The sequence below is a fragment of the Rohdeia mirabilis genome (assembly GCA_007750655.1).
Classification (GTDB): Bacteria; Planctomycetota; UBA1135; order UBA1135.
This window is the reverse complement of record CP036290.1, coordinates 4,641,897-4,668,849: the sequence shown is the minus strand read 5'-3', so window position 1 is coordinate 4,668,849 and position 26,953 is coordinate 4,641,897. Positions and strand designations below refer to the sequence as shown.

The following is a 26,953-nucleotide window of genomic DNA, read 5'->3' as shown; positions in this document are numbered from 1 at the left end:
GGCAACCTGTCATGAACTCCGACATCCAACAGCTGCTCACCGCCTACGTGCTCGGTGAGGCCACGCCCGACGAAGCGGCCCGCATCGAGGGTCTGCTCGCCGAAGACACCGAATCGGGCGCCACGCTGCGCGCCGAACGCGACCGTCTGACGGCCACGATCGCGCTCGTCCAGCAGCACGCGAGCGCCGACCTGACGCTCAGCGATACGCGGCGCGCCGACCTGATGGCGGCCAGTGCGGGCGACCACACGTTGACGCCGGCGGCGCGCGTCGGCGACACGGCGGGTGGAGCGTTGGGCGGCGCGGCGGGCGACGCCAGCGCGAGCGGCGGTGGAACGGTGATTCCGTTCCACCGCCGCCCGGTCGTCTCGGTCGCAGCGGGGCTGTTCGTGGTCGCGGGGTTGGGCTTCGCGTACGTGGCGCTCCGACCGGGTGGATTGGACTCGGTCTTCGAGCGTTCGGCGATGGCGCCCCAGGGCGAGATCGCCGACGACGCGCGGCGGGACGAACGCGTCGCGGACAGTCGCCGGGCGGATCGGGTGGAGGGTGAGCCGGCCGGTGGGCTCGCGAGCGCGCACGGGTTCTACGGCAAGAACGAGAACGCCGCAGCTGGCCTGGAAGGCGTGAGTGAGACGCTCGACGCTGCGAAGGGGGAGTTGGCGCGCATGCGTGAGGTGGGCAACGGTTCGGAAGTCGAGCTCTTCGACCAGCTCGAGGCACTCGGGTACCGGGTGGAGGAGCCCGAGTCGATCGTCCTCGACCCGAGCTCCAACGACCGCGACCTCGACGCGCCGGAGAGCCCGTTCAACTCCGACCAGTGGAACGACTCGATCGGCCTCGGTGGTGGAGCTGGTGGTGGCGGAGGAACCGTCCATTCGATCTCGGCGACGGCCCAGGGCGACTCGCCCGAAGCGGCGAGCGGCGGTACGTACCGCGGCGCCGGAGACACCGTGCCCCCCGGCTCGATCAAGGCACTGCGCTCCGGAGGTCCGACGGGCGGATTCACGGGCAACCCGCCGACGCCGGGTTCGCCGGCACAGGGCCCCGTCTCCGAGTTCGGAGTCCCCACGACGACGCCCGGTCCCTCGACGCCCAGTCCCTCGACGCGCGCCGCGAACACGTCGGTCGCGTACGACACCAACGACGGGCACGAAGCCGGACGGCGCGCGCTCGCGGGCGACGAGAACGACGGCCTGAAGGTCCAGTTCGACATGTCCATTCAGGTCGGCGACCCGGACGATGAGCTGGCGCTGCTCGCCGAACTCGGCTACGTGGCCGACGACGGCCCCACGCCCGTCGTGGGCAGTTCCGACTTCTACCTCGGCGACATCGACGTCGAAGAGGATGCACAGCTCGAGCGCCGGCGCGGCGCCTTCTCGCTCGGCTACCTCGGCGACTACGACGCCATGCGCGCCTACGAGCGCGAGATCCTCGTCTCGAAGGGGCTCGAGCCGAACGACACGGGACTGCGGCGCCTGCTGGAAGGCCTAGGCTACGTGGGCGCGGAGTACGCGGGTCCGGTGGACACGCCCGAGCTCCTGGAGGCCCGCTGGCGCCTCTTCGGCCGCACGATCCTCGAGGCGCGGCTCGACGCGGTGCTCTCGAACTGCGAGCGCCGCCCGGGCGAGTCCGTGCAGGACATGTTCTTCCGCCACTGGGGCACGCGCCCCTACACGCGGACGGCGGACGACGCGCGTTCGACCTTCGCGGCCGACGTGGACACGTCCAGCTACACGCTGGCGCGCAAGATGCTCGACAACGGCATCCTGCCCACGGCGGCGCAGATCCGGCCGGAGGAGTGGATCAACTACTTCGACGCCGAGCTCGACCAGCCGACCGACGGCGCGACGTTCGCGATCACGACCGAACTGACGCCGAACCCCTTCTATCCGAACCAACTCGGCGAACAGACGTGGTTCCTGCGCGTCGGCCTGCAGGGCAAGGTGGTCGAGGACTTCGAGCGCTCGGGCCTCGCGCTGACCTTCGTGGTCGACACGTCGGGCTCGATGGGCGACGGCAACCGCATCGAGCTGGTGCGCAACGCCATGCGTCAGCTGCTGACGAAGTTGGACTCGCGCGACGCCCTGGCGATCGTGGCCTTCAACAACACGGCGCGTGAAGTGCTGCCGATGACCAGTGCCACCGAACGCGGTCGCATCGAGGCCGCCATCGGGCTGCTCGGGTCGAACGGCGGGACGAATCTCGAGGCCGGTCTGGTCGAGGGCTATCGCCTCGCGGCGGAGGGTTTCGACAGCGAGCGCGAGAACCGCGTGGTGCTGCTCTCCGACGGCGTCGGCAACATCGGCGCGACCGAACAGGGGGCACTGCTCGAGAAGGTCGCCGTCCAGCGCGAGAAGCTGATCTACCTCAACACGATCGGCGTCGGGCTCGGGAACCACAACGACACGCTGCTCGAACAACTCGCCGACCGCGGCGACGGTGTGAACGACTACGTGGACACCGAGCTCGAGGCGCGCCGCGCTTTCGTCGAGAACTTCACCGGCGCGTTCCAGACGATCGCGCGCGACGTGAAGATCCAGGTCGAGTTCGATCCGACGCTGGTCCAGCAGTACCGCTTGATCGGGTACGAGAACCGGGCCGTGGCCGATCGTGCGTTCAAGGACGACCGCGTCGACGGCGGCGAGGTCGGAGCCGGCCACTCGGTGGTCGCGCTCTACGAACTGCGCGGTGTGCAGCTCGCCGCGTCGAAGTCCACGCCGGACTACGAGCTGGGCCGCGTCGCGGTGCGCTACAAGCGGCCGGGCAACGACCCAGCGGCCGAGAACGCGGTCGAGATCGGGGAGAGCATCGCGTTCAGCGACGCCACCTGGGTCTTCGACGCGGCGCCGATCGGGCTGCGCAAGAACGTGCTCGTGGCGCGCACCGCCGAGATCCTGAAGCGGTCGCACCACGCGGTCGGCAGTTCGCTCGACGTGTTGGCGGCCCAGATCCAGTCCGTCGCCAACGCGACGACCGAAGAGGACTTCCGCGCCTTCGCCGGACTGTTCGCTCGCAACCGTGCAGCCATCGGCGCGCTCGTGCGTCCGCCCTCGCCGGTCGAGGCCAAGCTCGACGAACTCAAGCACGTGCGCTACAGCCGCGCGCTCGAGGCGGAGACGATCGGCGAAGTGGACGTCGAGCGTCTGGCGCAGTTGGACGCGCGGATCGCCGAGCTCGAGGAGGACGTGCGGCGCCTGGTGCTCGACGGAGTGACACGCCGGACCGAAGCACCTAGAGCGGGCGCCGGTGGCCCCGCTGGCGGTCCGCCGACCGGAGGTCCGTCGCCCGCGGATCCGCCCGCGAAGGAAGGCGACGGCCGCTGATCCGTCCTCCTCCGTCCGTTCCGGATCCACCTGCCCTCGAGCTCGCCGACACCCATGCAGCACCACGACTCGCCCGTCTTCCGTTCGCCCTCCAGCCTTCGGTCGGGTGGCCGGAGGGCCACGAGCCGCACGAGCCGCACGTCCGCGGTGCGCACGAGCGCGCTGGCGGCCATCGCCGGCCTCGCCGCGCTGGGGCTCTCCTGCGAGGGCACGAGCGGCGGCGGCCTCGTAGCGTCGTCACCCGCGAACAGTGGGTCCGCCTCCTACAACGGCGGATCGGCCGGAGCGCTGCAACAGAAGGGGGCGCAGGCCGAGTCGCGCGGACTCGGCGCGGTCGCGGGTCCGCCGACTCTCGAGCTGTGGCGCGCGTCGGACCGGAGCGCGGAGCTCGATCTCGAGGAGAGCCTCGAATCCTCGGACGGCTACTTCTACGCGTCGCCGCTCGCTCGTCTCTCGTTGGAGGACCTGCGCGCGCTCGTCCAGCCGCTCGAGGAAGAGTCTCCCGAGGACTACTTCCAGCGCCAGCTGATGACGCGGCCGTTCGTGTCGTCGCGCGTGGACGCGGTCTCGACCTTCGGGCTCGAGACGGACACGGCGAGCTACACGTTGGCGCGGGCTCAGCTCGAGGCCGGCCGTCTGCCGTCGGCCTGGAACGTGCGCCCCGAGGAGTTCGTGCACGCGATCGACTCGGACATCCCGGCGCCCGTGCGCAGTGACTTCGCCGTCTCGACCGACCTGGTTCCGAGCCCGTTCGGCGAGCCCGGTGCGTGGATGCTGCGCGTGGGCCTGCGGGCGCGCGACGTGCAGGAGATCGAGCGCGGGCCGATCGCGCTGACGTTCGTGGTCGACCGCTCCGGTTCGATGAACAGCCCCGAGCGCATGCCGATGGTGAAGCACGTGCTCGGGCTCCTGGCCGAGCGCCTGGACGCGCGCGACCAGGTCGCGGTCGTCACCTACTCGAACGAGGCCGAGGTCCTCGTTCGGCCCACGCGCGGTGACGAGCTCGCCCGTGCGATGGACGCCATCCATTCCCTTCAGCCCGGCGGCGGCACGAACCTCGACGCGGGTCTGACGCTGGGCTGCGAGGTCGCGGCCGAAGCCTTCGTCGAGGGCGCGCAGAACTTCGTCGTGGTGCTCTCCGACGGCCTCGGGAACGTCGGCGAGACGGAGGCGGACGCGCTGCTCGCGAAGACCGAGTCGGCCCGTGCGCGCGGCCTGTTCCTGAACACGGTCGGCGTCGGCATGGGGGCGCGCGATCGCTTCCTCGAGCGCCTCGCCGACGCGGGCGACGGCCGCTGCGACTACGTGGACCGCGAGGAGGAGGCCGAACGCGCTTTCGTCGATCGCTTCACCGGTGCGTTCCAGGTCGTCGCCAAGGACGCCAAGCTGCAGGTCGAGTTCGATCCCGCGTTGGTCGGTCGGTGGCGTCTGATCGGGTTCGAGAACCGCGCGCTGGCCGACGCCGACTTCGCCGACGACGCGGTGGACGCGGGCGAGATCGGCGCGGGGCACTCGGTCGCGGCGCTGTACGAACTCGAGGACGTGGTTCTCGACGGCGACCGTCCGCTCGGTGAAGTGCGCCTGCGCTACATGTCCCAGGAACGTTCGGAAGCGACCGAGGCCCACTGGCCGATCGCGCTCGACGGGCTGTACGGCGACTGGAACGCCGCGCCGTACTCGTTGCGCGCGCAGGTCTGCATGGCGCAGTTCGCCGAGTTCCTGGCGGGCAGCGTCCACGCCGCGAACGACGCGCCGCACGCGCTCGTCGCCGAGGCGAACGGGATCGCCGCCGCCTGGCCGAACGCAGACTTCGCCGGTGCGACCCTGCTGATGGCGTCGGCGGAACCGCTGCTGGACGAACGCATGGAGCACGAACGGTCCGACCAGGTGCTCGACGCGGCGCGCCAGCTGGCGTTCGCGCACTACCAGCACCTGCTCGAAGCGCGGCGTGATCCGTCGAGCGCGGAGACGGCGGCGACCGCGGGCCAGGTCGCGGTGCTCGAGGCCGCGTTCGAGCGCGAGATCGAAGCGGCGGCGACGCGCGCCCGTTGATCGTCGTTGGATTGTCGGTACGGCGTCAGGCACGAAACTGCCACCTGCCGCCGATGACGCTGCGATTCGCAGGGTCTCGGCGCGGCAGGTGGCAGTTTCGTGCCTGACGCCGTACCGACAATCCAACGACGATCCCAGTGGCCCCCTCGGCTCGCATGGGTCAAGATGCGGGCCGCTCCTCGCCCTCGCTCCCCCCCGTGTCACGCTCCCTCACCATCCTCGTCGCCGCCCTCCTGGCAGGCGTCGGCGTCGCCCTGGGCGCGCTCGGTGCCCATGGTCTCGAGGACCGCTTCGTCGACGGCGGACAGGCCTGGTGGGAGACCGGCGTGCGCTACCAGATGTGGCACGCCCTGGCGCTCCTCGCCGTCGCCGCCATCGCGAGCCGCCCGGGAGTCGTCGTGCCACTGGCCTTCGTCCTGGGCACGGCCGGCTTCAGCGGGTCGCTGTACGCCATGGCGCTGGGGTCGAGCTGGAGCGGTTGGGGACCGATCACGCCGCTGGGCGGAACCTTCTATCTGGTCGGGTGGTTGGCGCTGATCGTGCGCGCCGCCCGCGGAGAATTCGCAACGTCCTCTGCTGCCGCGGCGGTCGGCGGCGCGAAAGGTCAGGGGCGAGGCGACTCGGGGGGCGAGGAGTGATGGGGCGAGGACGTACGAAGACGGGGCGACGGACTGGTTCTGGAGCCGCCGCGGCCATGGCCGGTGTGGTGACCGTTGTCGTCGTGACGGCGTTCGGGAGCGGCTGCGCGTCCTCCGACGAAGCGCGTGCCGCCGACGTGGCACCGCTCGAGACGGTCGAACTCGGGGCGCTCGACAGCGTGTTCCGTTGCGGCGACCTGTACCTGGCCAGCGAGCCGGACGCCGAGGTGCTCGATCTGGCGGCGCGGCGCGGATTCGGAGCGGTCATCGATCTGCGCAACGAAGCGGCGCTCGAGCGGACGCCGCTGTCGTCGCAGGCGCGCCGACTCGGACTCTCCTACTCGCACGTCGCGATCGATCCGCTCGCGCTCGACGACGCCGCGGTCGACCGCGTGCTGGCCGAGCTCGACGCGCTGTCGGCGGTCGACGCGCCGGTCCTCCTGTTCAGCGACACGGGCGACGGTTCGGCCACGGTCTTCGCGATCTACCGCGCCGCCGTGCAGGGCGTCGGAGTCGAAGAGGCGCTCGCCGACGGTCGCGCGGCCGGGATGAAGCCGGGCGTGTCCGAGGCCCAGGTCGTGCGTCAGGTCGAGCGCCTGCTCGAGCCGAGCGCGGACTCGGCCGACGCGACCAACGCGCCGACCACGCCCTCGACCTCGTCGTCGGAGAGCGACGCCGGCGGCAACGCGTAGACCACGTTGCCGAGCGGCCTGAGGAGGACGCCGCGATCGATGGCGACCTGGCGCAGCAGCGGACCGAGTTCGCTCAGGTAACCGCTCGCGCCCGAAGTCACGGGCAGGTCGAAGGCCACGATCCCGCCGGTGCGCCGCGGGCGTTCGATCTCCTCCGGCAGGGCGTCGATCAGGCGCGCTTCGATCGCTGCCCCGATCCGCTCGAGCTTCGCGGGCGTGCCCTCGTCGCGCACGACCTCGAGCGAGGCCAGCGCCACCGCGCAGCCCAGCGCGTGCCCGGTGAACGAGTGACCGTGGAAGAACGCGCGCGCTCGCGTGTCGGACAGGAACGACTCGAACAGCTCTTCGCGCGCCAGCGTGACCGCGAGCGGCATCATCCCGCCCGTCAGGCCCTTCGCCAGGCACAGGAGGTCGGGCTCGACGCCGGCCTTCGCGCAAGCGAACAGCTCGCCGGTGCGACCGAAACCGGTCATCACCTCGTCCGCGATCAGCGGCACGCCGTGGCGCGTGGCCGACGCGCGCGCCGAACGCACGAGCTCCGCGCCGTGCATCGCCATGCCGCCCGCGCCCTGGACGAGCGGCTCCATGAGGACGCCCGCCGCGCGCGGGCCCAAATCCTCGAGCGCCGCTTCGATCGCATCGGCGTCGGCCGGCACGCGCCGCACGTCGAACAACAGCGGGCGGAACGGTTCGAAGAACGGATCCGGGTCGCCGACGCTCATCGCACCGAACGTGTCGCCGTGGTAGCCGCCCTCGAGCGTCACGAACACGCGCCGCTCGCTCTCGCCGCGCTGCAGGTGGTGCTGGAACGCCATCTTCAGCGCGATCTCGACGGCGCTCGACCCGTTGTCGCTGAAGAACACGCGCGTCAGCGGTCCGGGTGCGATCGCGGTCAGCTGCTCGGCCAGCCGCACGCCGGGTTCGTGGGTCGCGCCGGCGAAGATGACGTGGTCGAGTTCGCGCGCCTGGGCCGCGAGGGCTTCGACCAGCCGCGGGTGCCCGTGCCCGTGCAGACAGGTCCACCAGGACGAGATGCCGTCGACGATCTCGCGCCCGTCCGCCAGGCGCAGCAACGAACCGCGCGCGCCGACCACCTCGAGCGGCGTGGCCTCGGTGCGGTGCTGGGTGTACGGGTGCCAGACGCACGTGCGATCGCGTGCGGCCAGTTCACCGGGTTCGAGAGTTCGTCGTCCGTCGTCCATGTGGCGAGCGCGTCGTCGGTGTGCGGTCGGTGGGGTAGCGGGGCTCAGTGGTTCGCGGTGTTCGCCGGGCGCGTGCCGAACGCCAACTGCGCGAGATCGACGCTCACGCCCCAGGCTTCGAGCGCTGCGCGTTCGAGCGTGTCGAGCCGCGGCATCTCGATCACGGGCACCGGAGCGAGACGCGCGGCGAGCGTCGCGCGGTTCGACGGGTGCGGTTCGCCGACCAGGACGACGAGCGCCGGTTCGAGACGCCGCGCGCGCAGGGCCTCCGCGGTGAGCAGCGTGTGATTGAGCGTGCCGAGTCCGCTGCGCGCGACGAGCACGAGTCGCGGCCGCACCTCCTCGAGCCAGTCGGCCTGCGTCGTTTCGTCGTCGAGCGGTACCAGCAGTCCGCCCGCGAGCTCGATCAACAGCGGCCCTCGCGCGCGCAACGCCTCGAGCCGCGGCGTGAGTTCGTGGACCGGCAGCGTGCATCCCGCGGCAGCCGCCGCTTCGTGCGGCGAGGCGGGCAGGGCGTAGCGCACGAGCGGTTCGGCGAATCGCGCGGCTTCGAGGCCCGTGCGGCGCATCACGGTCGCGGTGTCGTCGTCGGGGTCGTCCAGGTCGACCGCCCCCGTCTGCACCGGTTTCCAGTAGCGCGTGTCCTGTGGCGCGGCGAGCAGGAGCGCGGAACTCACCGCGGTCTTGCCGATGTCGGTGTCCGTCCCCACGACGCACAGCACGTCCGCGCGCTCACACCCGCCGCTCCGGACGCGAACGGACCGGTCGATGGTCGCGGGCCGCGGCGCCGCCGCCAACGCCTCGACCAGGCGCTCGACCTCGCCGTCGCTGTTGTGCGCGTGCGCCACGAGCCGCAGTCGCGCCGTTCCGTCCGGAACCGTCGGCGGTCGCACGGCGCGCACGTCGAGGTCCGACGCCGACACGCTGCGGGCCAGTTCGACGGCGTCGGCGTCCGCTCCCACGACGAAGGGCACGATCGCGCCGGCGGGTTCCGGCAGCTCGAGCGCCGCGGCGATGCGGCGCGCGTGACGCAGCGTGCGTTCGCGCTCCTCGTCGGCGCCGGCAGCGACCTCGATCGCGCGTTCGAGAGCTCCGACCAGGGCGGGCGGCGAGGCCGTCGTGAACAGGAACGCGCGCGCGGAGTTCGCGAGCCACTCGACCGTGTCCAGTGCGCCGACGACGAACGCGCCCGCGACGCCGAGCGACTTGCCGCCGGTCACGATGCGTGCGATCACGCGCGTCGGGTCGGCGCCGGCGGCTTCGGCCGCGGCCCACGACCCCGCGCCGTTCGGACCGAGCAGTCCGACCGAGTGCGCTTCGTCGACGACGAGCCACGCGTCGTGCCGCGCGCACAGTTCTGCCAACTCGCCCAAGGGGGCCAGGTCGCCGTCCATGCTGAAGACCGACTCGACCGCGACGAGTCGACGGCGTGCGCCGCGCGCTCGCGCCAGTCCGTGCTCGAGTTCGTCGAGATCCAGGTGCGCGAAGACCTCGACACGCGCGCGCGAGAGGCGCACGCCGTCGATCAACGACGCGTGGTTCAGCGCGTCCGAGAAGACCGCGTCGCCGCGGCCGCACAGGGCCCCGATCGCGCCGAGGTTGGCCTGGTAGCCGCTCGGGAACAGGATCGCCGCCTCGGCGCCCAACCACTCGGCGACCGCCCGTTCGGCCCGCGCCGCCGGGACCGCGGAACCGCCCAGTTGGCGCGCGGCGGTCGAACCGGCGCCGTGTTCCGCGAGCGCCGCGCGCGCCGCGTCGACGATCTCGGGTCGGCGCGCCAGCCCGAGGTAGTCGTTGCTGGCGAAGTCCGCTCCGGCGGCGGCGCGCGGAGGCCACGGTCGCCGGCGACCCTCCGCGGACAGGCGCGCGAGGGCGTCGCGCAGTTCCACGGGCAGTCCGGCGTTCACGCCTGGCGGCTCGCCCGACCGTCGCACGGGGCGGGCGCGAGGCTGGCGAGCCCGAGCTTCGACAGCAACGCGGCGTCGCTGGCCGGGTCGGGGTTCGAAGTGGTGAGCAGTTCGTCGCCCACGAAGATCGAGTTCGCACCGGCCATGAAGCACAGGGCCTGACCGGCCTCGCCGAGTTCCTTGCGACCGGCGGACAGGCGCACGTAGCTGGTCGGCATGAGGATGCGCGCGGCGGCGACCACGCGCACCACGTCGGTCCAGTCGACCGGGTTCTCGTCGGCCAGCGGCGTGCCACCGATGCGGACCAGCGAGTTGACCGGGACGCTCTCGGGCTGGGGGTCGAGCTCGGCCAGTTGCGCGAGCAGTTCCGCGCGCGCCTCGTCGCCCTCGCCCAGACCGACGATCCCGCCGCTGCAGACCTTGACGCCCGCGGCGCGCACGTTGTCGAGCGTGCGCAGGCGGTCGGCGATCGAGCGGGTCGAGATGACCTTGTCGTAGTGGCTCGCGCCGGTGTCGAGGTTGTGGTTGTAGTAGTCGAGGCCGGCGTCGGCGAGGCGCGCGGCCTGGTGCTCCTCGAGCATGCCGAGCGTGACGCAGGTCTCCAGGCCGAGCTGCTTGACGCCCGACACCATCTGGCACACCGCGTCGAACTGCTCGCCGTCGCGCACGCCGCGCCAGGCGGCGCCCATGCAGAAGCGGTCGGCGCCGTTGGCCTTGGCGCGGCGGGCCTCCTCGAGCACGGCGTCGACCTCGGCGAAGGGCGTGCGCTCGACCGGCGTGTCGTAGTGCGCGCTCTGCGAGCAGTACTTGCAGTCCTCGGGGCAGCCGCCGGTCTTGATGGAGAGGAGCTGGGCGCACTGGATCCGCGCGGGGTCGTGGTGCGCGCGGTGGACCTGCGCCGCCTCGAACACGAGGTCGAGCAGGGGGCGGGCCAGCAGCTGGGCCGCGCGCTTCACGGCGGCGGCGCTCGGCCGGGGGACGGCGGTGGCGTCGGTCGCGTCGGTGCTCGCGGGCGCGGAGGTCGTGGGCTCGGGCATGGGCCTATGCTATCCCCGCGCCCGGCCCAGCCAAGCCGGGCTCCGCCATCCCGCCGCGCCCTGCGGCCGATCCCCCGCTCCACGCCCCACCCCTCGTCCCTGGTCCATGTCCAAGCCCGCGCGCCTGCCGAACTACTGGGAGTACATCCGCGTCGAAGAGCTGCTCGCGCTCCAAGGCGGTCTCGACGGCGACGAGGGCGCGATGGAGAACGACGAGGTCCTCTTCGTCACGGTCCACCAGATCTTCGAGCTGTGGTTCAAGCTCGTCCTGCGCGAGCTGAAGTCCGGCCGCGACCTCCTGCGGCGGCCGCTGGCCGAGGAGGACCTGTCCGGGGTCGTCGACGGCGCGCGCCGGGCCACGGTCGTCCTGCACCACGCGGTCTCGCACTTCGAGGTGGTCGAGACGCTCAAGACGGCGGGGTATCTGCGCTTCCGCGACAAGCTGATGCCCGCGAGCGGCTTCCAGTCCGCGCAGATGCGCCAGATCGAGATCCTGATGGGGCTCGACCAGGACGAGCGCATCCCGCTCGGCACCGAGGGCAGCTTCATGCAGGCGCTGCGGTCGCACGACGGTGGCGAGTCGTCGGCCCTGCGTCGCGTGCAGGCGCAGATCGACGATGGTCCGACCCTGAAGGACGCGCTCTACGACTGGCTCTGGCGGACGCCGATCGACGGCTGCGGTCCGGACGATCCGGAGGCCGATGCGGCTCTCGACCGGTTCGTCGTGGCCTACTCCCGCGCGCACGCCAGCGAGGTGGATCGCAGCGAGCGCCTGGCTCTCGAGCGCACCCACTCCGCCGAGGAAGGGGCGAAGCTGCGCGCGCGCTACGCCGCCGAACGACAGGCGTTGACCGACCACCTGGCCGCCGACGGGAACCCACGCGACCGACGGATCCGCGCCGCGCTGTTGTTCATCCTGGGCAACGCGCGCCTGCCGTTGTTGGCCTGGCCGAACGCGCTGCTCGAGGCGATCACCGCTCTCGAGCAGGCGTTCATCGTCTTCCGCCAGCGCCACGCTCGCATGGTCGAACGCGTCATCGGGCGCCGCACCGGAACCGGCGGTTCGAGCGGCGTCGACTACCTGGACCAGACGGCCCTGCGCTACCGCGTGTTCACCGACCTGTGGGCCGCCCGCACCTACCAGATCCGGCCCGAAGCGATGCCCGAACTCACGCGGCCCGAGTTCTACGAGTTCGCGACGGGCTGAGGGCGCCGCGGGGTTTCCGGGCGAAAGATGCCGAGAATCGCGGTCTTGACCATCCGTTGATCTTCCCCGAGTACGCTTCCGGCGCCCCATTCACCCATCGAGGCCATGGTCTCCGACTCCAACACCGAATCCGTACTCGTCGTCGAGGACGAGACCGACCTGCGCGAGCTCCTCGAGCTCCACCTCCTTCGGGAGGGTTTCCGCGTTCTCACGGCCGAGGACGGTCGTCGTGGCTTCGAGATCGCGGCGTCGGAACGCCCGGATCTCGTCGTCCTCGACTGGATGCTGCCGACCATGAGCGGGCCAGAGGTGGCGCGACTCCTGCGCGGCCGCAAGGACACGCGCAGCATCGGCATCCTGATGCTGACGGCGAAGGGCGAGGAAGGCGACGTCGTGGAGGGGCTCGAGTCGGGCGCCGACGACTACGTCACCAAACCGTTCCGTCCGAAGGAGCTGATCAGCCGCGTGAAGGCCGTGCTGCGGCGGCGCGCCGTCGAGGACGACCGCGAGAAGCGCCACATCGTCGTCGGCAAGCTGACGATGGATCGCGACCGTTTCGAGCTCCTGGTGGACTCGGAGCCGGTGATCCTGACGCGCGCCGAGTTCCGCCTCTTGTGGACGCTCCTCAATCACCCCGGTCGCGTGTTCACGCGCGGCGAGCTGGCGGAGGAGATCACGGCGGGGGAGTCGATCATCCTCGAGCGCAACGTGGACGTCCACGTGAGCGCGGTCCGCAAGAAGCTCGGCGACGATGGCGACGTGATCCAGACCGTGCGCGGCATCGGCTATCGCTGCAAGGACTGATGCGGGCGTGGTGCCCTTCGGTACGGTGCCTGTCACGAATGTGCCACCTGCTGGCGACGTCGTTGCGATTCGCAGCGGCGCGGCGCAGCAGGTGGCACATTCGTGACAGGCACCGTACCGAAGGGCACCACGCCGTTCCGCTCGCTCTCGCCCTCGCCCTCGCCGGTTGCGCGCCCACGGACGACGGACCGCGACCGGTGCGTGTCGCGGTGGCGGCCAGCGCGGCAGGCGTGACGCGCGAACTCGCCGCGCTCTTCGAGGCGCGCGCGGACGGCGCACCCGTCGAGCTCTCGATCGGGTCCACGGGCGGGCTCTACGCCCAGATCCGCAACGGCGCCGAGTTCGACCTGTTCCTCGCGGCCGACGCCGAGCGCCCGCGTCTGCTCGTGGACGAGGGTCTCGGGCAGGAGTCGAGAACCTACGCGATGGGGCGTCTGGCGCTCGTCGGCGCGCTCGACGAGGCGTGGGACGCGGCGCTCGTCGGCGGAGTCGGCGACGCTGCGCGCGACGGTGAGTCCGAAGGGCGCGCAACCCTGATCGCCATCCTGCAGGCGCCGGGCGTCCAACACGTCGCGATCGCCAACCCAGCGACCGCTCCCTACGGTGCGGCGGCGCTCGAGGTCCTCGAGCGGCTCGGCCTCCGCTCGGAGCTCGAACCGCGCCTCGTGCAAGGTGCCGACGTCGGCCAGACGCACCACTTCGTCGCGACCGGTGCGGCGGAGTTGGGATTCGTCTCGTTGGCCCAGGCGCGAGCGCGCGAAGGGGAGCCGCTCTTCGAGATTCCCGCCGATCTCTTCACCGAGCTGCGGCAGGACGCGGTCCTGCTCGACGACTCGCCGGGCGCCCGAGCCTTCTTCGACCACCTGGGGTCCGACGACGCGCGGCGGGTGCTCGAGGGCGCCGGCTTCGGCCTGCCTTCGGACGGTTGAGCCCTCGCGGACGGCCGGTCGCGCGGCACACTCGTCGCCGTGGATTGGTCCGCCCTGCGCCTGAGCGGTGAACTCGCCGCCGTCACGACACTCGTGCTCCTCGTGATCGGTACGCCGCTCGCGTGGTGGCTCGCCGGTGGGCGCAGCACCCTGCGCTCGGTGGTCGAGACCATCGTGGCGCTGCCGCTCGTCCTCCCGCCGACCGTGCTCGGCTTCTACCTGCTCGTCGTCATGGGGCCGCGCGGACCGATCGGCGAGCTGCTCGACGATCTCGGTGGCCCGAAGCTCGTCTTCACGTTCACGGGCCTCGTCGTGGCCTCGGTCCTGTTCTCGCTGCCGTTCGTTGTCCAGCCGCTGCGCAACGCGTTTCGCGCGCTCGGTCGGCGGCCCGTCGAAGCGGCGGCCACGCTCGGCGCGGGTCCGGTCGACCGCTTCCTGACCGTCGTCGTTCCGAGCGTGCTGCCGGCCTACGTGACCGCGGCGGTCCTGGCGTTCGCCCACACGGTGGGGGAGTTCGGGGTCGTTCTGATGATCGGCGGCAGTCTGCCCGAGACGCGCGTGGCGTCGATCGCGGTCTGGGAAGCGGTCGAGAGCCTCGACTACGACCGGGCCCACGCCATGAGCGCGGTGCTCGTGGCCGGGTCGTTCGTCGTGCTGCTCGCGGCGAACCTCCTGGAACGGCGCGCTGCGCGTGGGAGCGAAGCGTGAACGCGGACCAGGGGCGGGGCGTCGAGGCGGAGCTGCGGCTGACGCGTCCGGGCTTCGAGCTCGACGTGGATCTCGCGGTCGCCGGCGGGTGCATCACGTCGGTCGTGGGTCCGTCGGGCGCCGGCAAGACCACGCTCCTGCGCTGCCTCGCGGGGCTCGAGCGCGACGTGCGTGGACGGATCGTCGTGGCGGGCGAGACCTGGCTCGACGCGAGCCGTGCGCTGCCGACCCACCGCCGGCGGCTGGGCTTCGTCTTCCAGGACGCGTCGCTGTTCGGCCACCTCGACGTGCGCGGCAACCTGCGCTACGGCGAGCGGCGCGTGCCCCGCGATCAGCGGCGTGCGGCCTTCGACGAGGTGGTCGCGTGGCTCGAGCTCGACGGGCTGCTCGAGCGGCGCGTCCACGGGCTGTCGGGCGGTGAACGTCAGCGTGTGGCGCTCGGTCGCGCTCTGCTCGCGAGTCCGAGCTTGTTGTTGATCGACGAGCCGCTGTCCGCGCTCGACGCCGCCGCGCGCGAACGGATCCTGCCCTGGCTCGAGGATCTGCCCGCCCGCTTCGCCGCGCCGGTGCTCCACGTCTCGCACTCCCTGCGCGAGGTGGCGCGCCTCGCCCGCGACCTGGTGTGGCTCGAGGACGGCCGCGTCCGCGAGGCGGGCCCGGCGCGCGAACTGCTGCCGCTCGTGGGGTCGACCGACGACGAGTTGGCCGCTGCCCTGCGCGGGACGCTCGTCGAGCACCACGACGACGACGGGTTGAGCGCGGTCGACGTCGACGGCGTGACGTTCTTCGTGCGCCGTGTCGACGCGCCGCTCGGGTCGGGTGCGCGTCTGCTCGTGCAGGCGCGAGACGTCTCCGTCGCACTCGAGGCGGACTCGGGGTCCAGCATCCTCAACGAAGTGCCCGTCGTGCTGGCCCGCGTGCGGCGCGTGGCCTCGGGCGCGATCCTCGAGCTCGACACGCCGCGGGGTCAGAGGCTCTACGCCCGCATCACGCGGCGCTCGCTGCGGTTGCTCGCGCTCGATCGACCCGAAGCCGTCGGCCGCGACCTGTTCGCGCGCGTGAAGAGCGTGGGCGTCGCTCCGTCGGGAACCCGAGCGAGCTGACGTGGTGCCGCCGGCGTGGCTCGAACGCCCTCACCGACGCACCGGGCCCGCCGACCGCGAGTGCGATCGACGGGCCCGTGGGGGAGGTCCTTCAGCGAGATCCGACCGGGGAGTGCAGGCCGGCGAATCGCGCTGAAGGTTCCGGTGCGCGGCTCAGAACGTGAGCTGGAAGCGCACGACCGCAGAGTCCTTGTCGGTGGTCGCGCCGCCCGAGTCCTCGGACTCGGCCATGTTGTAGTTCAGCATGATGCGCGCGTTCTGGTTGAGGTACCAGTTGGCGCCGAGCGTGATGAGGTTGCCTTCGACGGCCGCCGAAGCGCCGGCGACGGGCGAGTCGCTGAAGTCGATCATGCTGTAGCGCGCGACGAACTCGAGCGCGCCGGTGCCCTCGCCCCAGCCCTGCCACGGGTTCTTCGGCTTCACGCCGGTGAACAGGCCGTCCTTGTAGGGACGCACGTCGTCGGTGGCGAACCAGCTGACCTGGACGTACGAGCCGTCGAGGGTCGTGTCGGCGTTGCCGGTCGTGCCGTCGATGTCGACCTGGCGGTACTCGGCCTGGGCCGAGAACGCGCCGAAGACGGCCGCCAGTTCGAGGTTCATGCGCTGGATGCCGTCGGACGGGATGCCGGCCAGCGTGACCAGGTCCGGGCCGCGGCTCACGCCCGGATCGGCGTCGAAGCCGATGCCGTCGTTGCTGCTGCCGTGGGTCAGGCCGGCGCCGAAGTGCATGAACGAGTCGTCCGTGTCGCCGATCGGCAGTTGGTACGTGCCGCGCACGGCTGCTTCCCAGTGGCCGCCCGCCGCGTCGCCGTACGAGTCGGTCTCGTTGTTGACGATCGCGGCCTTCCAGGTGCCCTGGCCGTCGGCGAACGAGGCGCCGGTCGCGATGCCCGAGGCGCGCATGATCGACAGCGCGTCGATCGGCGAGCGTTCGACGAACGCCATGTAGTTCGACGACGTCTGCGTCTCGAGGCCGTGCGGGGCGAAGAACTGTCCCACCTGCAGGTACAGCGGGCCGAGGAGGCCGTTGTACTTGATGTACGCGTCGCGGAAGTCCGCGTCACCGCCCGCGAAGTCGAAGGCGAAGTTGTAGTCGACGTTCTCGTTGACGGTGCCGCGGATGTAGACCCGACCGCGACGGAAGCGGGTGCCGTCCGTGGCCTGGTTGCCGTCGTCGGTCCAGATGCCGTCGTAGTGCAGGCGGCCGCCGATGCGCGACGTGAAGCGCTTGTCGGCGGTCTCGAAGCGGAGGTCGCCGTTGTAGTAGAGGCGCGTGACGTCGGTCGACGTGATCGCGGTGACCGGGGTGGACGACTTGGCGCGCTCTTGCGCGTGCGCGACGGTCGGAACGAGTGCCAGGCAGACGCCAGCCGTCAGAAGGGTGCGACTCATGCGATGGAGACCTTGTCGGTGTCGGGGGTCGTGATGGATCCGAGACCTCGGCGTCACAGAGCGTCGAGCGGATCGCGGGTGGGCCACGAGTGACCGCCCAGAGCGTTTACAATGTGAGGGCGGATTGCCACTGGGCGGTGGGGTGTCCCACGAAGTCCCATCTCGGCGACGGGAGCTTGCGCCCGTCTGCGTCGCGTTCCGTGCACGGCTTGAAGCGCAGCCCCAAGTGGCTGTTCTGTTGGGATTTAGGGCGATCGATCGCGCTCCGTCCCCACTCGGGCGGCCTGGAGGCAACTCGGCCGCCGAGACGCCGTCATTGACAGCATCTTTACACGGGCTTTGGCCGACGCTGAGGGAACGCCTATCTACTGCTCGCGCTTCGAGGTCGCTGGCCGTCCCCTTCATTGCGCGGATCGGCTGCCACCTCACTCCACCACCACCTCTTCCCGAGGTCCCCAATCGTGAAAGTTCTGATCGGACTCTGTGGCCTGGCGCTGAGCGCTGGCCTGGTTGCCGCCCCCCTCGTGGACGACGTCGAGGTCGATCCGCGCTTCCCCGAATACAGCCGCGGTGATGGTGTCACCGGGAACATCAAGAGTGTCGGTTCCGACACGATGAACAACCTCATGGCCCTGTGGGCCGAGGGCTTCAAAGGTCACTACCCCAACGTCCAGGTCGAGATCGAGGGCAAGGGCTCGTCGACCGCGCCGCCCGCTCTCATCGAGGGCACGTCGAACTTCGGTCCGATGAGCCGCGCGATGAAGGAGAAGGAGATCGACAGCTTCCGCAAGGAATTCGGCTACGAGCCGGTCGGTCTGCCCGCCGCCGTCGACATGCTCGCGGTCTTCGTCCACCGCGACAACCCGATCGAAGGCCTGACCCTCGAGCAGGTCGACGCGATCTTCTCCAAGGCCCGCAAGGGTGGCTACGCGGAGGACGTCGTGACCTGGGGCCAGCTGGGTCTGACCGGCGAGTGGGCCGACAAGGAGATCAGCCTCTACGGGCGCAACTCCGCCTCGGGCACCTACGGCTTCTTCAAGGACAACGCCCTCTTCAAGGGTGACTTCAAGGACAGCGTCAAGGAGCAGCCCGGCAGCTCCGCCGTCGTCTCCGGTATCGCCAAGGACCGCTACGCCATCGGCTACAGTGGCATCGGCTACAAGACCGCCGACGTGCGCGTGGTCCCGCTGAAGCGCGACGGCGACGAGCGCTTCTACCCCGGCGAGCCGGAGTTCGGCTACTCGGGCGACTACCCGCTCGCGCGCTTCCTCTGGCTGTACATCAACTACGAGCCGGAATCCGAGCTCGAGCCCCTGCGCCGCGAGTTCCTGCGCTACCTGTACAGCACCTCGGGACAGTCCGCGATCATCGAGGACGGCTACCTGCCGCTGCCGGCGAACGTCGCCCGTGACAGCGCCGCTCGCGTCGGCATCACGATCGAGCTGCGCCAGCCGCCCAAGAAGAAGCGCGAAGACGCCAAGTAGAGCCGCGAGGGACTCCCCGACCGGTTCGAGCACCTGCAGCGCGGCGACCCGTCCCACGACGGGCCGCCGCGTTGCGCGCTGATCCCCGCTCTCCACGGGCTCGCGCGTGCACCCGACGCGCCACTCACGCGAGCTCGCCCGTGCGCCTGGACAGCGCGGCCCACGGCGCTACCATCCCCGCGACGGTCCGCTCCCCCAACTCGGCCCCCCTCTCCAGACCGCCATGACGACCGATGAAGGCACGGGACGCGAGGCGCCCGCGACCGCGCGCCAGGCGGCGTTCACCGGCAAGCCTCGCCGGCGTGGCACCACCTTCCAGGTGCGTGCCGCCGAGATCGCAGCGCGTTCCCTGATCACCGCCGGCGGACTCGGCACGATCCTGGCCGTCACGCTGATCTTCGTCTTCCTGTTGATGGTCGTGGCGCCGCTCTTCACGAGCGCGACCCTCGAGACCCGCGGCACGAACAGCGTCGAGTCCTCGGTGATCACCGCCATCGGCGTGGACCGCTACGAGGCGCTGAAGTGGATCGCCAGCGCCGACGGTCGCGTGCTCTCGATGACCGCGGATCGCGTCGAGGTGATCGACGAGCTCTCGACCGCGCGCGACGGCGTCGGAGTCCCGACCGCCCAGACCTTCTCGCCGACGCTCGATCACGCGGTGCTCGGCTACGAGGACGGAGGCGTAGTCCTCGTCGACATCAGCTTCGAAGAGGACTACCTCGACGGCGCGACCGAGGGCCTCGGAGATCTCGCGGAGGGCGAGACGCGCGTCGTCGACGGCTGGGCCGTCCAGCGCACTCCGGTCGGTCAACTGCGCGCCACGCGCCTCGCGTGGGAGGCCACCGAGCCCGACTTCCCCTTCGAAGGCTCGGCCGTCCACCTGGTGGACTCGACCGACGTGGCCGGCAGTCCGATCTACGCGACGCTGACGGCGGACGGCCAGTTGGCGCTGACCAAGATCCGAGTCAGGACGAGCATGTTCGGGGGCGAGACCCGCACGCCGTCCTCGATCGAGCTGCCCTACGAACAACCCGACGGCGCCGGCCTGCCGCTCGCGCTGTTCCTGAACGGTCGCGGGTCGGACGTCATGCTCCTGTGGGCCGACGGCACCTACCACCGCTACCGCGAGAACGACGAAGGGGAAGGGGCGCTGGTCGAGACCCGCGACCTGGTCGCCGATCCGAACGCGCGCATCAGTGCCTGGACCCAGATGCTCGGCAAGGAGTCGCTGGTCCTGGCCGACGACACGGGGGGCGTGACGACGTGGTTCCTGGTGCGCGACGCGGACGATCCGTCCAAGCTCGTGACGGTGACGTCGGGCTCGATGCCCAAGCTCACGGGCCGGCACGTCACCGCGCTGACGCCGTCGCCCTCGTCGCGTCTGCTCGTCGGCGGCACGAACGACGGCAAGGTCGAGGTCTACCACGCGACGACCCACCGCTTGATGGGTGAGTCCGACCTGGGGCTCGACGCCGCCGTCACCGCGGTCGAACTCTCGGCCGAAGAGACGTCGATCCGCGCGGCGGCGGGCTCGTCCCTGGTGACGCTCACCCTCGACCCGAAGTACCCGGAAGCGAGCGTCGGAACGCTGTTCGGCAAGGTCTGGTACGAAGGCTATCCCGAGCCCGAACACGTCTGGCAGTCGACCGGCGGGACCGACGAGTTCGAGCCGAAGCTCGGGATGGTGCCGCTCGTCTACGGCACCCTCAAGGCGACGACCTACTCGATGATCTTCGGTGCGCCGCTCGCGATCCTGGCGGCGATCTTCACGTCCGAGTTCCTGAGTCGGCGGCTGCGCTCGCGGGTCAAGACGGTCATGGAGCTGATGGCGTCGTTGCCCAGCGTCGTGCTCGGCTTCCTCGGCGGTCTCGTCATCGCACCGTTCGTCCAGGACCAGCTCGCGGGTGTCATCGGAGTGCTGTTCGCGCTGCCACTCGCGTTCCTGTTCGGCGCGCACCTGTGGCAGCTGATTCCGCGGCGTCTGACCCTGCCCTGGAACAACGGCTGGCAGCGTTTCGCCATGATCGTGCTCGCGATCCCGATCGCCGTGGCCATCGGCGCGATCGCCGGTCCGGTGTTCGAAGGCCTGTTCTTCGGCGGCAGCGCCCAGTCGTGGCTGGCCGCCGAGTCGGGCGAGGGCGCGGCCGGTGGTTGGGCGCTCGTCACGCTGCCCCTGTGCATCCTCGCGGTGCTGCTCTTCATCACGCGCGTCGTCGATCCGCTGTTGCGCGACCGCCTGGTCACGACCGAGCACAAGCACCTGGCTCGCATCCAGCTCGCGAAGTTCATCGTCGGCGGGTTGGCCGCTCTCGGACTCGCGTTCGTGGTCGGCTTCGGGCTCAGCGCCGTCGGAGCCGATCCGCGCGGCGGTGTGATCGACACCTACGTCCAGCGCAACGCGCTCGTCGTCGGCTTCGTGATGGGCTTCGCCATCATCCCGATCATCTACACCCTGGCGGAGGACGCGCTGTCGAGCGTGCCCGAACACCTGCGCCACGCATCGCTCGGCGCGGGTGCGACGCCCTGGCAGACCGCCATGCGCGTCATCGTTCCGACGGCCATGTCGGGCCTGTTCTCGGCCGTCATGATCGGACTCGGCCGCGCGGTCGGTGAGACCATGATCGTGCTGATGGCGACCGGCAACACTCCGATCATGGAGATGAACATCTTCAACGGCTTCCGGACGCTGTCCGCCAACATCGCCGTCGAGCTGCCCGAGGCTGTGAAGGAGAGCACGCACTACCGCGTCCTCTTCCTCGCCGCCCTGACCCTGTTCGCCATGACCTTCGTGCTGAACACGGCGGCCGAGATCGTCCGACAGCGCTTCCGCAAGCGGGCCTACCAACTGTGAGCAGCAACAGCACGAGCACGGCCGTCGGCGAGCCCGAACGGAGCCAACGCGGACCCGCCCCCAAGCGCCACGTGCGTCGGCGTCGGGTCACGCCGCTCCGCGCCCACGGCGAGCCGATGGTCTGGCTGACGGGCGGCTCGCTCGCGCTCGGACTCCTGATGGTCTTCGGACTGTTCGGACTCGTCGCGATCCGAGGCTTCTCGACGTTCTGGCCGAGCGAGGTCGTGCGCTTCACCACCGAGTCGGGCGAAGTCGTCCTCGGTCAGGTGCGGGGCAGCGAAGAGCGGCTCCTCACCGAGGACCAGCTCCAGCAGCTCGAGGACCAGAAGGGCGCCGAGACGGTGGCCGCGGTCCGCGCCAACGGCGACCGCACCGAACGCCGGCGCGTGCGCTCGGTCAACCTGTTCGACACCGACAAGAACACGACGGCCTGGTTCGACGACTTCGAACTCGAAGGGTCGACGGCCGGCCTCGACGGTGCGTGGGAGCGCGCGATCGAGCGACCCGAATGGGCCTTGACCGTCGAGCGCTACGCCGAGGGCCGCTACTTCGGCGAACTCGTGGGGTTCCGGTCGGGCGACACCGTCGAGGAGGACCTCGACGCGGCCTGGGCGGCCTTCGAGGCCTCGCGAGCGCGCGTCGACGAGGCGCGCGCCGATTGGAAGTACATCGTCGGCGTGCGCATCGGTCGCGACCTCAGCGCCGCCACGAAGGACGCCGAGCTGTCGGCGCGCAAGGTGGCGCTGAACGAGGGTGAAGGCTCGGTCGAACACCTCGCGGCCGTCGCGCGCGCCGAAGAGCTGGGCGACGAGAACGCGCTGCTGACGAAGGAGCTCCAGGCCGAGGCCAACACCATCGAGCAGGGCGCCCGCGACGCGGCGCTGTTGGTGCGCAACGCCCGAGGCGAGGTCGACGAGATCGAGGTCTGGGACGTCGTACGCGCCATCCCCGCCAACCGGATCGGCACGCTCGGAGCGCTCGGGGTGTACGTCGACCGCTGGCTCGAGTTCCTCATCGACGACCCGCGCAAGGCGAACATGGAAGGCGGCGTCTTCCCGGCGATCTTCGGCACCGTGTTGCTGACGCTGCTGATGTGCTTCGTCGTCGTGCCGTTCGGTGTGCTCGCTGCGCTGTACCTGCGCGAGTACGCCAAGCAGGGCCTGATCGTCTCGATCGTGCGCGTCGCGGTGAACAACCTGGCCGGCGTGCCGAGCATCGTGTTCGGCGTCTTCGGACTCGGATTCTTCTGCTACTTCGTCGGCGGCGAACTGATCGACCCGCTGTTCTTCCCGCACTACGGCAACGAGCCCGTGTACGGCGGCGGCGGCATCATGTGGGCGTCACTGACGCTCGCCCTGTTGACCCTCCCGGTCGTCATCGTCGCGACGGAAGAAGCGCTGGCCGCCGTTCCGAGCTCGATGCGCGAAGGCTCGTACGCCTGCGGCGCGACCAAGTGGCAGACGATCCGCCGCATCGTGCTTCCGCGCGCGATGCCCGGAATCATGACCGGGATGATCCTCGCCATCGCTCGCGGCGCGGGCGAGGTGGCACCGCTGATGCTGGTCGGCGCGATGAAGGTGGCGCAGTCGCTGCCCCTCGACGCCCAGGGACTGCACCCCGAACGCAAGTTCATGCACCTGGGATTCCACATCTACGACCTCGGCTTCCAGAGCCCGGACAGCGAGGCGGCGATCCCGATGGTCTACACCACGACGCTGCTGCTGATCCTGATCGTCGTCGCGCTCAACCTGACCGGCGTGTGGGTGCGATCCCGGCTCCGTCAGCGCTATGCGGCGGCCGGCGCCTGATTCCGCGACGAGCCTGCTGCGCCGATCCCGACTTCCTGCGATCATTCACGTGACCCGCCTTCCCTCCTCCCCGTACCGCACCGCCGCCGGCGCGTCCGACGCCCCGACCGGCCCCGAGCGAATCATGGAGACCACTCCCCACTCCCGAACTCCGATGAACGAGCCGCCGACGACTCGACCGGCCGTGCAGGGAACGGTTCGACCGGACGACGTGCGATCGGTCTTCGACGCGGTGTCGAAAGGCGAAGCGTTCGAGACCTGTGTCCACCCCGAAGTGGCCGAGGAGGACGCCGTCCTGGAGGTCTCCGACTTCGACCTCTGGTACGGGGAGAAGCGCGCGCTCTACCAGATCGGGATGCGCGTCCCGGTGGGCAAGGTCACGGCGCTGATCGGCCCTTCCGGCTGTGGCAAGTCGACACTGCTGCGCTGCGTGAACCGGATGAACGACCTGATCGACTCGGTCAGGATCGAGGGCGACATGCGCCTCAGCGGCGACGGGATCTACGGCCCGAAGGTCGACGTGATCGAGCTGCGCAAGCGCATCGGGATGGTCTTCCAGAAGCCCAACCCGTTCCCGATGAGCATCTTCGAGAACGTCATCTACTCCCTGCGCATCGACGGCGAGCGCAACCGGACGGTGCTCGACGAGGTCTGCGAACGCTCGCTGCGGGGCGCCGGACTGTGGGACGAGGTCAAGGACCGCCTCCAGGACAGCGCCCTCGCGCTCTCGGGTGGCCAGCAGCAGCGTCTGTGCATCGCGCGCGCGATCGCGGCCGAGCCCGAGGTGCTGCTGCTCGACGAGCCCTGCTCGGCGCTCGACCCGATCGCGACCGGTCGCATCGAGGACCTGATCGAGGAACTCAAGGGCGCGTACTCCATCCTGATGGTGACGCACAACATGCAGCAGGCTTCGCGCGCGAGCGACTACACGGCCTTCATGTACCTGGGCCGCATGATCGAGTTCGGTCCGACGGAGTCGATCTTCCTGCGCCCCGAGCTGCAGGAGACCGAGGACTACGTCACGGGCCGGTTCGGCTGAGAAGCGCTCGGTCGGGGGATTCGCGACTTTGGCGTTCCCTTGCGGCTTCCTTACAGTTGGTGGCCCAGCCCGCACCCCGCGGTGACGGGCCCAGACACCCATGAGCATCCACCTCCACTCCGACCTCCAGGCGCTCCAGCGCAAGCTTCTCTATCTCGCCGCCGAGGTCGAGGAGAGCGTCCGCCGTGCCATGCGCGCGCTGGTCGAGCGCAAGCAGGATCTCGCGCTCTCGGTCATCGAGGGCGACCGCGCCATCGACGAGCGCGAGGTCGAGCTCGAGGAGGACTGCCTCAAGGTGCTCGCGCTGCACCACCCGGTGGCGAACGACCTGCGCTTCGTCACGTCGTGCCTCAAGATCGACAACGACCTCGAGCGCATCGGCGACCTGGCGGTCAACATCGCCAAGCGCGTCGCGACGCTGACGGTCTCGCCGCCCCTGCCGATCCCCGACGGATTGCTGCGCATGGCCGACGAGGCCGCTCGCATGTTGCGCGAGAGCCTCGACGCGTTCGTGCGCGGCGACGCCCAGGTCGCGCGCCGCATCTGTCGCGAGGACGATCTGATCGACGACCTGCACTCGGACATCAACCGCGACGTGATCAGTCAGATGGAGCTCAACCCGACCGCGGTCGAGCCCTACATCCTGCTGCTCGGCATCTCGAAGAGCATCGAGCGCGTCGCGGACCACGCGACCAACATCGCCGAGGACGTGGTCTACATCGTCGAGGGCGAGATCATCCGCCACGGTCGCGGACCGCGGCCGAAGAGCGCGCCGAGCCAGCGCTGAGCGGTCGCGCGGCGCCCTTCGGGCGCGGCGGGAGCACTCGGGACGCTGCACGCGGGGCGCTTCACTCAGGGCGCTACACGCCGTGCGCTGCACCGCGGGGCGCTGCACTCAGGGCGACGTCGCCCGCTCCACGCCTCCGGCCCGAACGCGCCGTTCAGTCGAGGTGCCCCTGGTCGGAGTCGCCCATCTCGACGCCGCCGTTCGGGAAGTAGTCCCGCCAGCGCCCGGACACGGTCGCCGCCGTCGCTGCGTCGCAGAACAGTTCCTCCGGGTACCAGGGCTTCATGCGCGCGTCGATGACGAGCGGCGGGTGGTAGGCGGCCTGCGTCCCGATCAGTTCGACCTTGGAAGGCACCACGTCGCGCGCCGGGTCGAAGCGGGTGAACGTCGTCCACAGGAAGTTCTGGTCGGAACGGGCGGCGCGCTCGGCGTCGTCGGTCAGCACCACGAGCGGCCACTTCGCGAACGCCTCGTGAAGGGCCAGCGCGGGCGCGAGGTCCGGCGCGCTCGCGTAGTCGTCCGTCTCGACGCACAGCACGCCGCGACAGAACGGCACGACGCGCCGGACCTCGGGCGGAGGTGAGCCCTCGAACTCGGCCGGCAACTGGCGACGCGCTTCACCGAGCCCGACCAGAACGCCTTTCGAGCCCTGGTTGATCTTCGGCCCCGCGTAGTCGAGCGAGTCCATCGACAGATTGCCGAACAGGTACAGGTCGCCCGGCAGTTCGGCGCGCTCGAGCACGTACTCGAACGTGCGCCGGAAGTCGCGCAGATCCACGTGACCGTCGGTCAGCAGCAGGAACTTGGTCAGCGACAGTTGCCCCTCGCCGAGGATCCGGAACGCGGTGCTCATGCTCTCGCGCGCGTAGCGTTCGCGCACGATCGCGGCCGCCAACGAGTGGTAGCCCGTCTCGCCGTACGACCACAGGTCGATCACGCCCGGCATGACCATGGGGAGGATCGGCAGCAAGAGCTCCTGCAGGTAGTCGCCGATGTAGAAGTCCTCCTGTCGCGGCTTGCCGACCACCGTCGCGGGGAAGATCGCGCCCGGGCGGTGCAACACCTTGTCGACCGTGATCTCCGGGTAGTCGTGGACCTCGGAGTAGTAGCCGTAGTGGTCGCCGAACGGCCCCTCAGGTCGGCGCGCGCCCGGTTCGATGCGACCGACGATGCAGAACTCGGCGTCGGCGAAGACGGGCAGCGGACTGCCGGGCACCTTCGCCATGCGCGTGCGCGAACCGAGCATGAAACTGGTCAGCAGGAGCTCCGGCACGTTCTCCGGCAGCGGTGCGATCGCGCCGAGGACCGCGGCGGGCGGACCGCCGAGGTGGACGTGGACCGGCAGTGCGCTGCCACGCGCTTCGGCCGCCGCGAGGTGGAAGCCCGCGCCCTTGCCGATCTGCGCGTGCAGTCCCAGGCGGTCCGGACCGAAGACCTGGCCGCGGTACATGCCCAGGTTGAAGCCGCCGTGTTCGGGGTGCGCCGTGAGGACCAGTGGCAGCGTGAGGAACGGGCCGCCGTCGCGCGCCCAGGTCTTGAGCGCCGGGAGTCGATCGAGGCGCGCGGGCGACTGGGCCGCCTCGAGCACGGCCCCGCTCCGACCGGTCCGCGGCCCCAGGCGCGCCAGTCGCGACAGCAGGCCGCGCTCCTGCCACAGACGGCTCGGCTTCGGCGGGAGCTCGGACTGGGCCAGGGCGACCGCGCGCGCGACCAGCTCGAGCGGTTCGGTACCGAAGGCCATCTCGACCCGGCGGCGCGTCCCGAACAGGTTCGTGACCAGGGGGAAGTCCCTGTCGCGCACGTTGCGGAACAGCAGCGCGGGCCCGTTCGCCGCGATCACCCGTCGGTGCACCTCCGCCACTTCGAGGTCCGCGTCCACGGGTGCGTCGATCTCGACCAGCTCACCCGCGGCGCGCAGTCGACGCACGAACTCCGCCAGATCCTTCGGTGCGTCCGCCATGGGCAGCACTTGTAGCCGCCCCGCTGCCGC

General features: G+C 70.6%; 19 protein-coding genes. 14 read left to right on the top strand and 5 right to left on the bottom strand.

The window, feature by feature from the left end; genetic code table 11:
• Positions 1–11 precede the first annotated feature (11 nt).
• The 4 genes from Pla163_RS17370 to Pla163_RS17355 all read left to right on the top strand — a co-directional run bounded on the left by Pla163_RS17370 (position 12) and on the right by Pla163_RS17355 (position 6,705).
• Positions 12–3,323 (top strand): YfbK domain-containing protein, encoded by a 3,312-nt coding sequence (locus Pla163_RS17370; RefSeq protein ID WP_145191581.1) that lies wholly within the window; start codon positions 12–14, stop codon positions 3,321–3,323.
• 54 nt (positions 3,324–3,377) lie between these two features.
• A complete protein-coding gene (locus Pla163_RS17365; protein WP_145191578.1) occupies positions 3,378–5,375 on the top strand; it encodes a vWA domain-containing protein in 1,998 nt (665 codons plus the stop codon).
• 197 nt (positions 5,376–5,572) lie between these two features.
• On the top strand, positions 5,573–6,013 hold the full coding sequence (locus Pla163_RS17360) for a DUF423 domain-containing protein (RefSeq protein ID WP_419186090.1): 441 nt from the start codon (positions 5,573–5,575) through the stop codon (positions 6,011–6,013).
• A gap of 68 nt (positions 6,014–6,081) precedes the next feature.
• Positions 6,082–6,705: a beta-lactamase hydrolase domain-containing protein gene (locus Pla163_RS17355; RefSeq protein ID WP_145191572.1), complete on the top strand. Its 624-nt coding sequence runs from the start codon at positions 6,082–6,084 to the stop codon at positions 6,703–6,705.
• Here the strand turns inward: Pla163_RS17355 and bioA are convergent.
• Genes bioA through bioB form a run of 3 tightly spaced genes read right to left on the bottom strand, consistent with a single transcriptional unit; the run spans position 6,597 to position 10,851 of the window.
• On the bottom strand, positions 6,597–7,907 hold the full coding sequence (gene bioA / locus Pla163_RS17350) for an adenosylmethionine--8-amino-7-oxononanoate transaminase (protein WP_145191569.1): 1,311 nt from the start codon (positions 7,905–7,907) through the stop codon (positions 6,597–6,599). The genes Pla163_RS17355 and bioA overlap by 109 nt on opposite strands.
• 44 nt (positions 7,908–7,951) lie before the next feature.
• Positions 7,952–9,814 (bottom strand): dethiobiotin synthase, encoded by a 1,863-nt coding sequence (bioD, locus tag Pla163_RS17345; RefSeq protein WP_419186089.1) that lies wholly within the window; start codon positions 9,812–9,814, stop codon positions 7,952–7,954.
• Positions 9,811–10,851: a biotin synthase BioB gene (gene bioB, locus Pla163_RS17340; protein ID WP_145191563.1), complete on the bottom strand. Its 1,041-nt coding sequence runs from the start codon at positions 10,849–10,851 to the stop codon at positions 9,811–9,813. The genes bioD and bioB overlap by 4 nt, the downstream gene beginning before the upstream one ends.
• Before the next feature lie 106 nt (positions 10,852–10,957).
• On the opposite strand from bioB, the gene Pla163_RS17335 reads away from it, so the two are divergent.
• From Pla163_RS17335 to modC, 5 genes are all read left to right on the top strand, one after another.
• Positions 10,958–12,058, top strand: a complete 1,101-nt coding sequence (locus tag Pla163_RS17335; RefSeq protein WP_145191560.1) for a tryptophan 2,3-dioxygenase family protein — start codon at positions 10,958–10,960, stop codon at positions 12,056–12,058.
• Positions 12,059–12,163: 105 nt separating this feature from the next.
• Entirely contained in the window at positions 12,164–12,862 is a 699-nt protein-coding gene (locus tag Pla163_RS17330) for a response regulator (protein WP_145191557.1), read from the top strand.
• A gap of 230 nt (positions 12,863–13,092) precedes the next feature.
• Entirely contained in the window at positions 13,093–13,791 is a 699-nt protein-coding gene (gene modA, locus Pla163_RS17325) for a molybdate ABC transporter substrate-binding protein (protein WP_419186088.1), read from the top strand.
• A gap of 39 nt (positions 13,792–13,830) precedes the next feature.
• On the top strand, positions 13,831–14,499 hold the full coding sequence (modB, locus tag Pla163_RS17320) for a molybdate ABC transporter permease subunit (protein ID WP_145191552.1): 669 nt from the start codon (positions 13,831–13,833) through the stop codon (positions 14,497–14,499).
• Positions 14,496–15,602: a molybdenum ABC transporter ATP-binding protein gene (gene modC / locus Pla163_RS17315; RefSeq protein WP_419186087.1), complete on the top strand. Its 1,107-nt coding sequence runs from the start codon at positions 14,496–14,498 to the stop codon at positions 15,600–15,602. The genes modB and modC overlap by 4 nt, the downstream gene beginning before the upstream one ends.
• A 153-nt stretch (positions 15,603–15,755) precedes the next feature.
• Here the strand turns inward: modC and Pla163_RS17310 are convergent, their stop codons facing one another.
• On the bottom strand, positions 15,756–16,994 hold the full coding sequence (locus tag Pla163_RS17310) for an OprO/OprP family phosphate-selective porin (protein WP_419186086.1): 1,239 nt from the start codon (positions 16,992–16,994) through the stop codon (positions 15,756–15,758).
• A 461-nt stretch (positions 16,995–17,455) separates the two neighbouring features.
• On the opposite strand from Pla163_RS17310, the gene Pla163_RS17305 reads away from it, so the two are divergent.
• The 5 genes from Pla163_RS17305 to phoU all read left to right on the top strand — a co-directional run bounded on the left by Pla163_RS17305 (position 17,456) and on the right by phoU (position 24,963).
• Entirely contained in the window at positions 17,456–18,478 is a 1,023-nt protein-coding gene (locus Pla163_RS17305) for a PstS family phosphate ABC transporter substrate-binding protein (RefSeq protein WP_419186085.1), read from the top strand.
• A gap of 223 nt (positions 18,479–18,701) precedes the next feature.
• Positions 18,702–21,329: an ABC transporter permease subunit gene (locus Pla163_RS17300; RefSeq protein ID WP_419186084.1), complete on the top strand. Its 2,628-nt coding sequence runs from the start codon at positions 18,702–18,704 to the stop codon at positions 21,327–21,329.
• The gene (gene pstA / locus Pla163_RS17295; protein ID WP_145191546.1) at positions 21,326–23,137 is read left to right on the top strand and encodes a phosphate ABC transporter permease PstA; all 1,812 of its coding nucleotides are present in this window, start codon (positions 21,326–21,328) and stop codon (positions 23,135–23,137) included. Before Pla163_RS17300 ends, pstA begins: the two co-directional genes overlap by 4 nt.
• 154 nt (positions 23,138–23,291) lie before the next feature.
• On the top strand, positions 23,292–24,176 hold the full coding sequence (pstB, locus tag Pla163_RS17290; protein WP_145191543.1) for a phosphate ABC transporter ATP-binding protein PstB: 885 nt from the start codon (positions 23,292–23,294) through the stop codon (positions 24,174–24,176).
• Positions 24,177–24,276: 100 nt separating this feature from the next.
• On the top strand, positions 24,277–24,963 hold the full coding sequence (phoU, locus tag Pla163_RS17285; RefSeq protein WP_145191540.1) for a phosphate signaling complex protein PhoU: 687 nt from the start codon (positions 24,277–24,279) through the stop codon (positions 24,961–24,963).
• Between the two features lie 154 nt (positions 24,964–25,117).
• Here phoU and Pla163_RS17280 read toward each other — a convergent pair whose 3' ends face one another.
• Positions 25,118–26,923, bottom strand: coding sequence for a UbiD family decarboxylase (locus Pla163_RS17280; protein WP_145191537.1), 1,806 nt, complete (start codon positions 26,921–26,923; stop codon positions 25,118–25,120).
• Positions 26,924–26,953 lie beyond the last annotated feature (30 nt).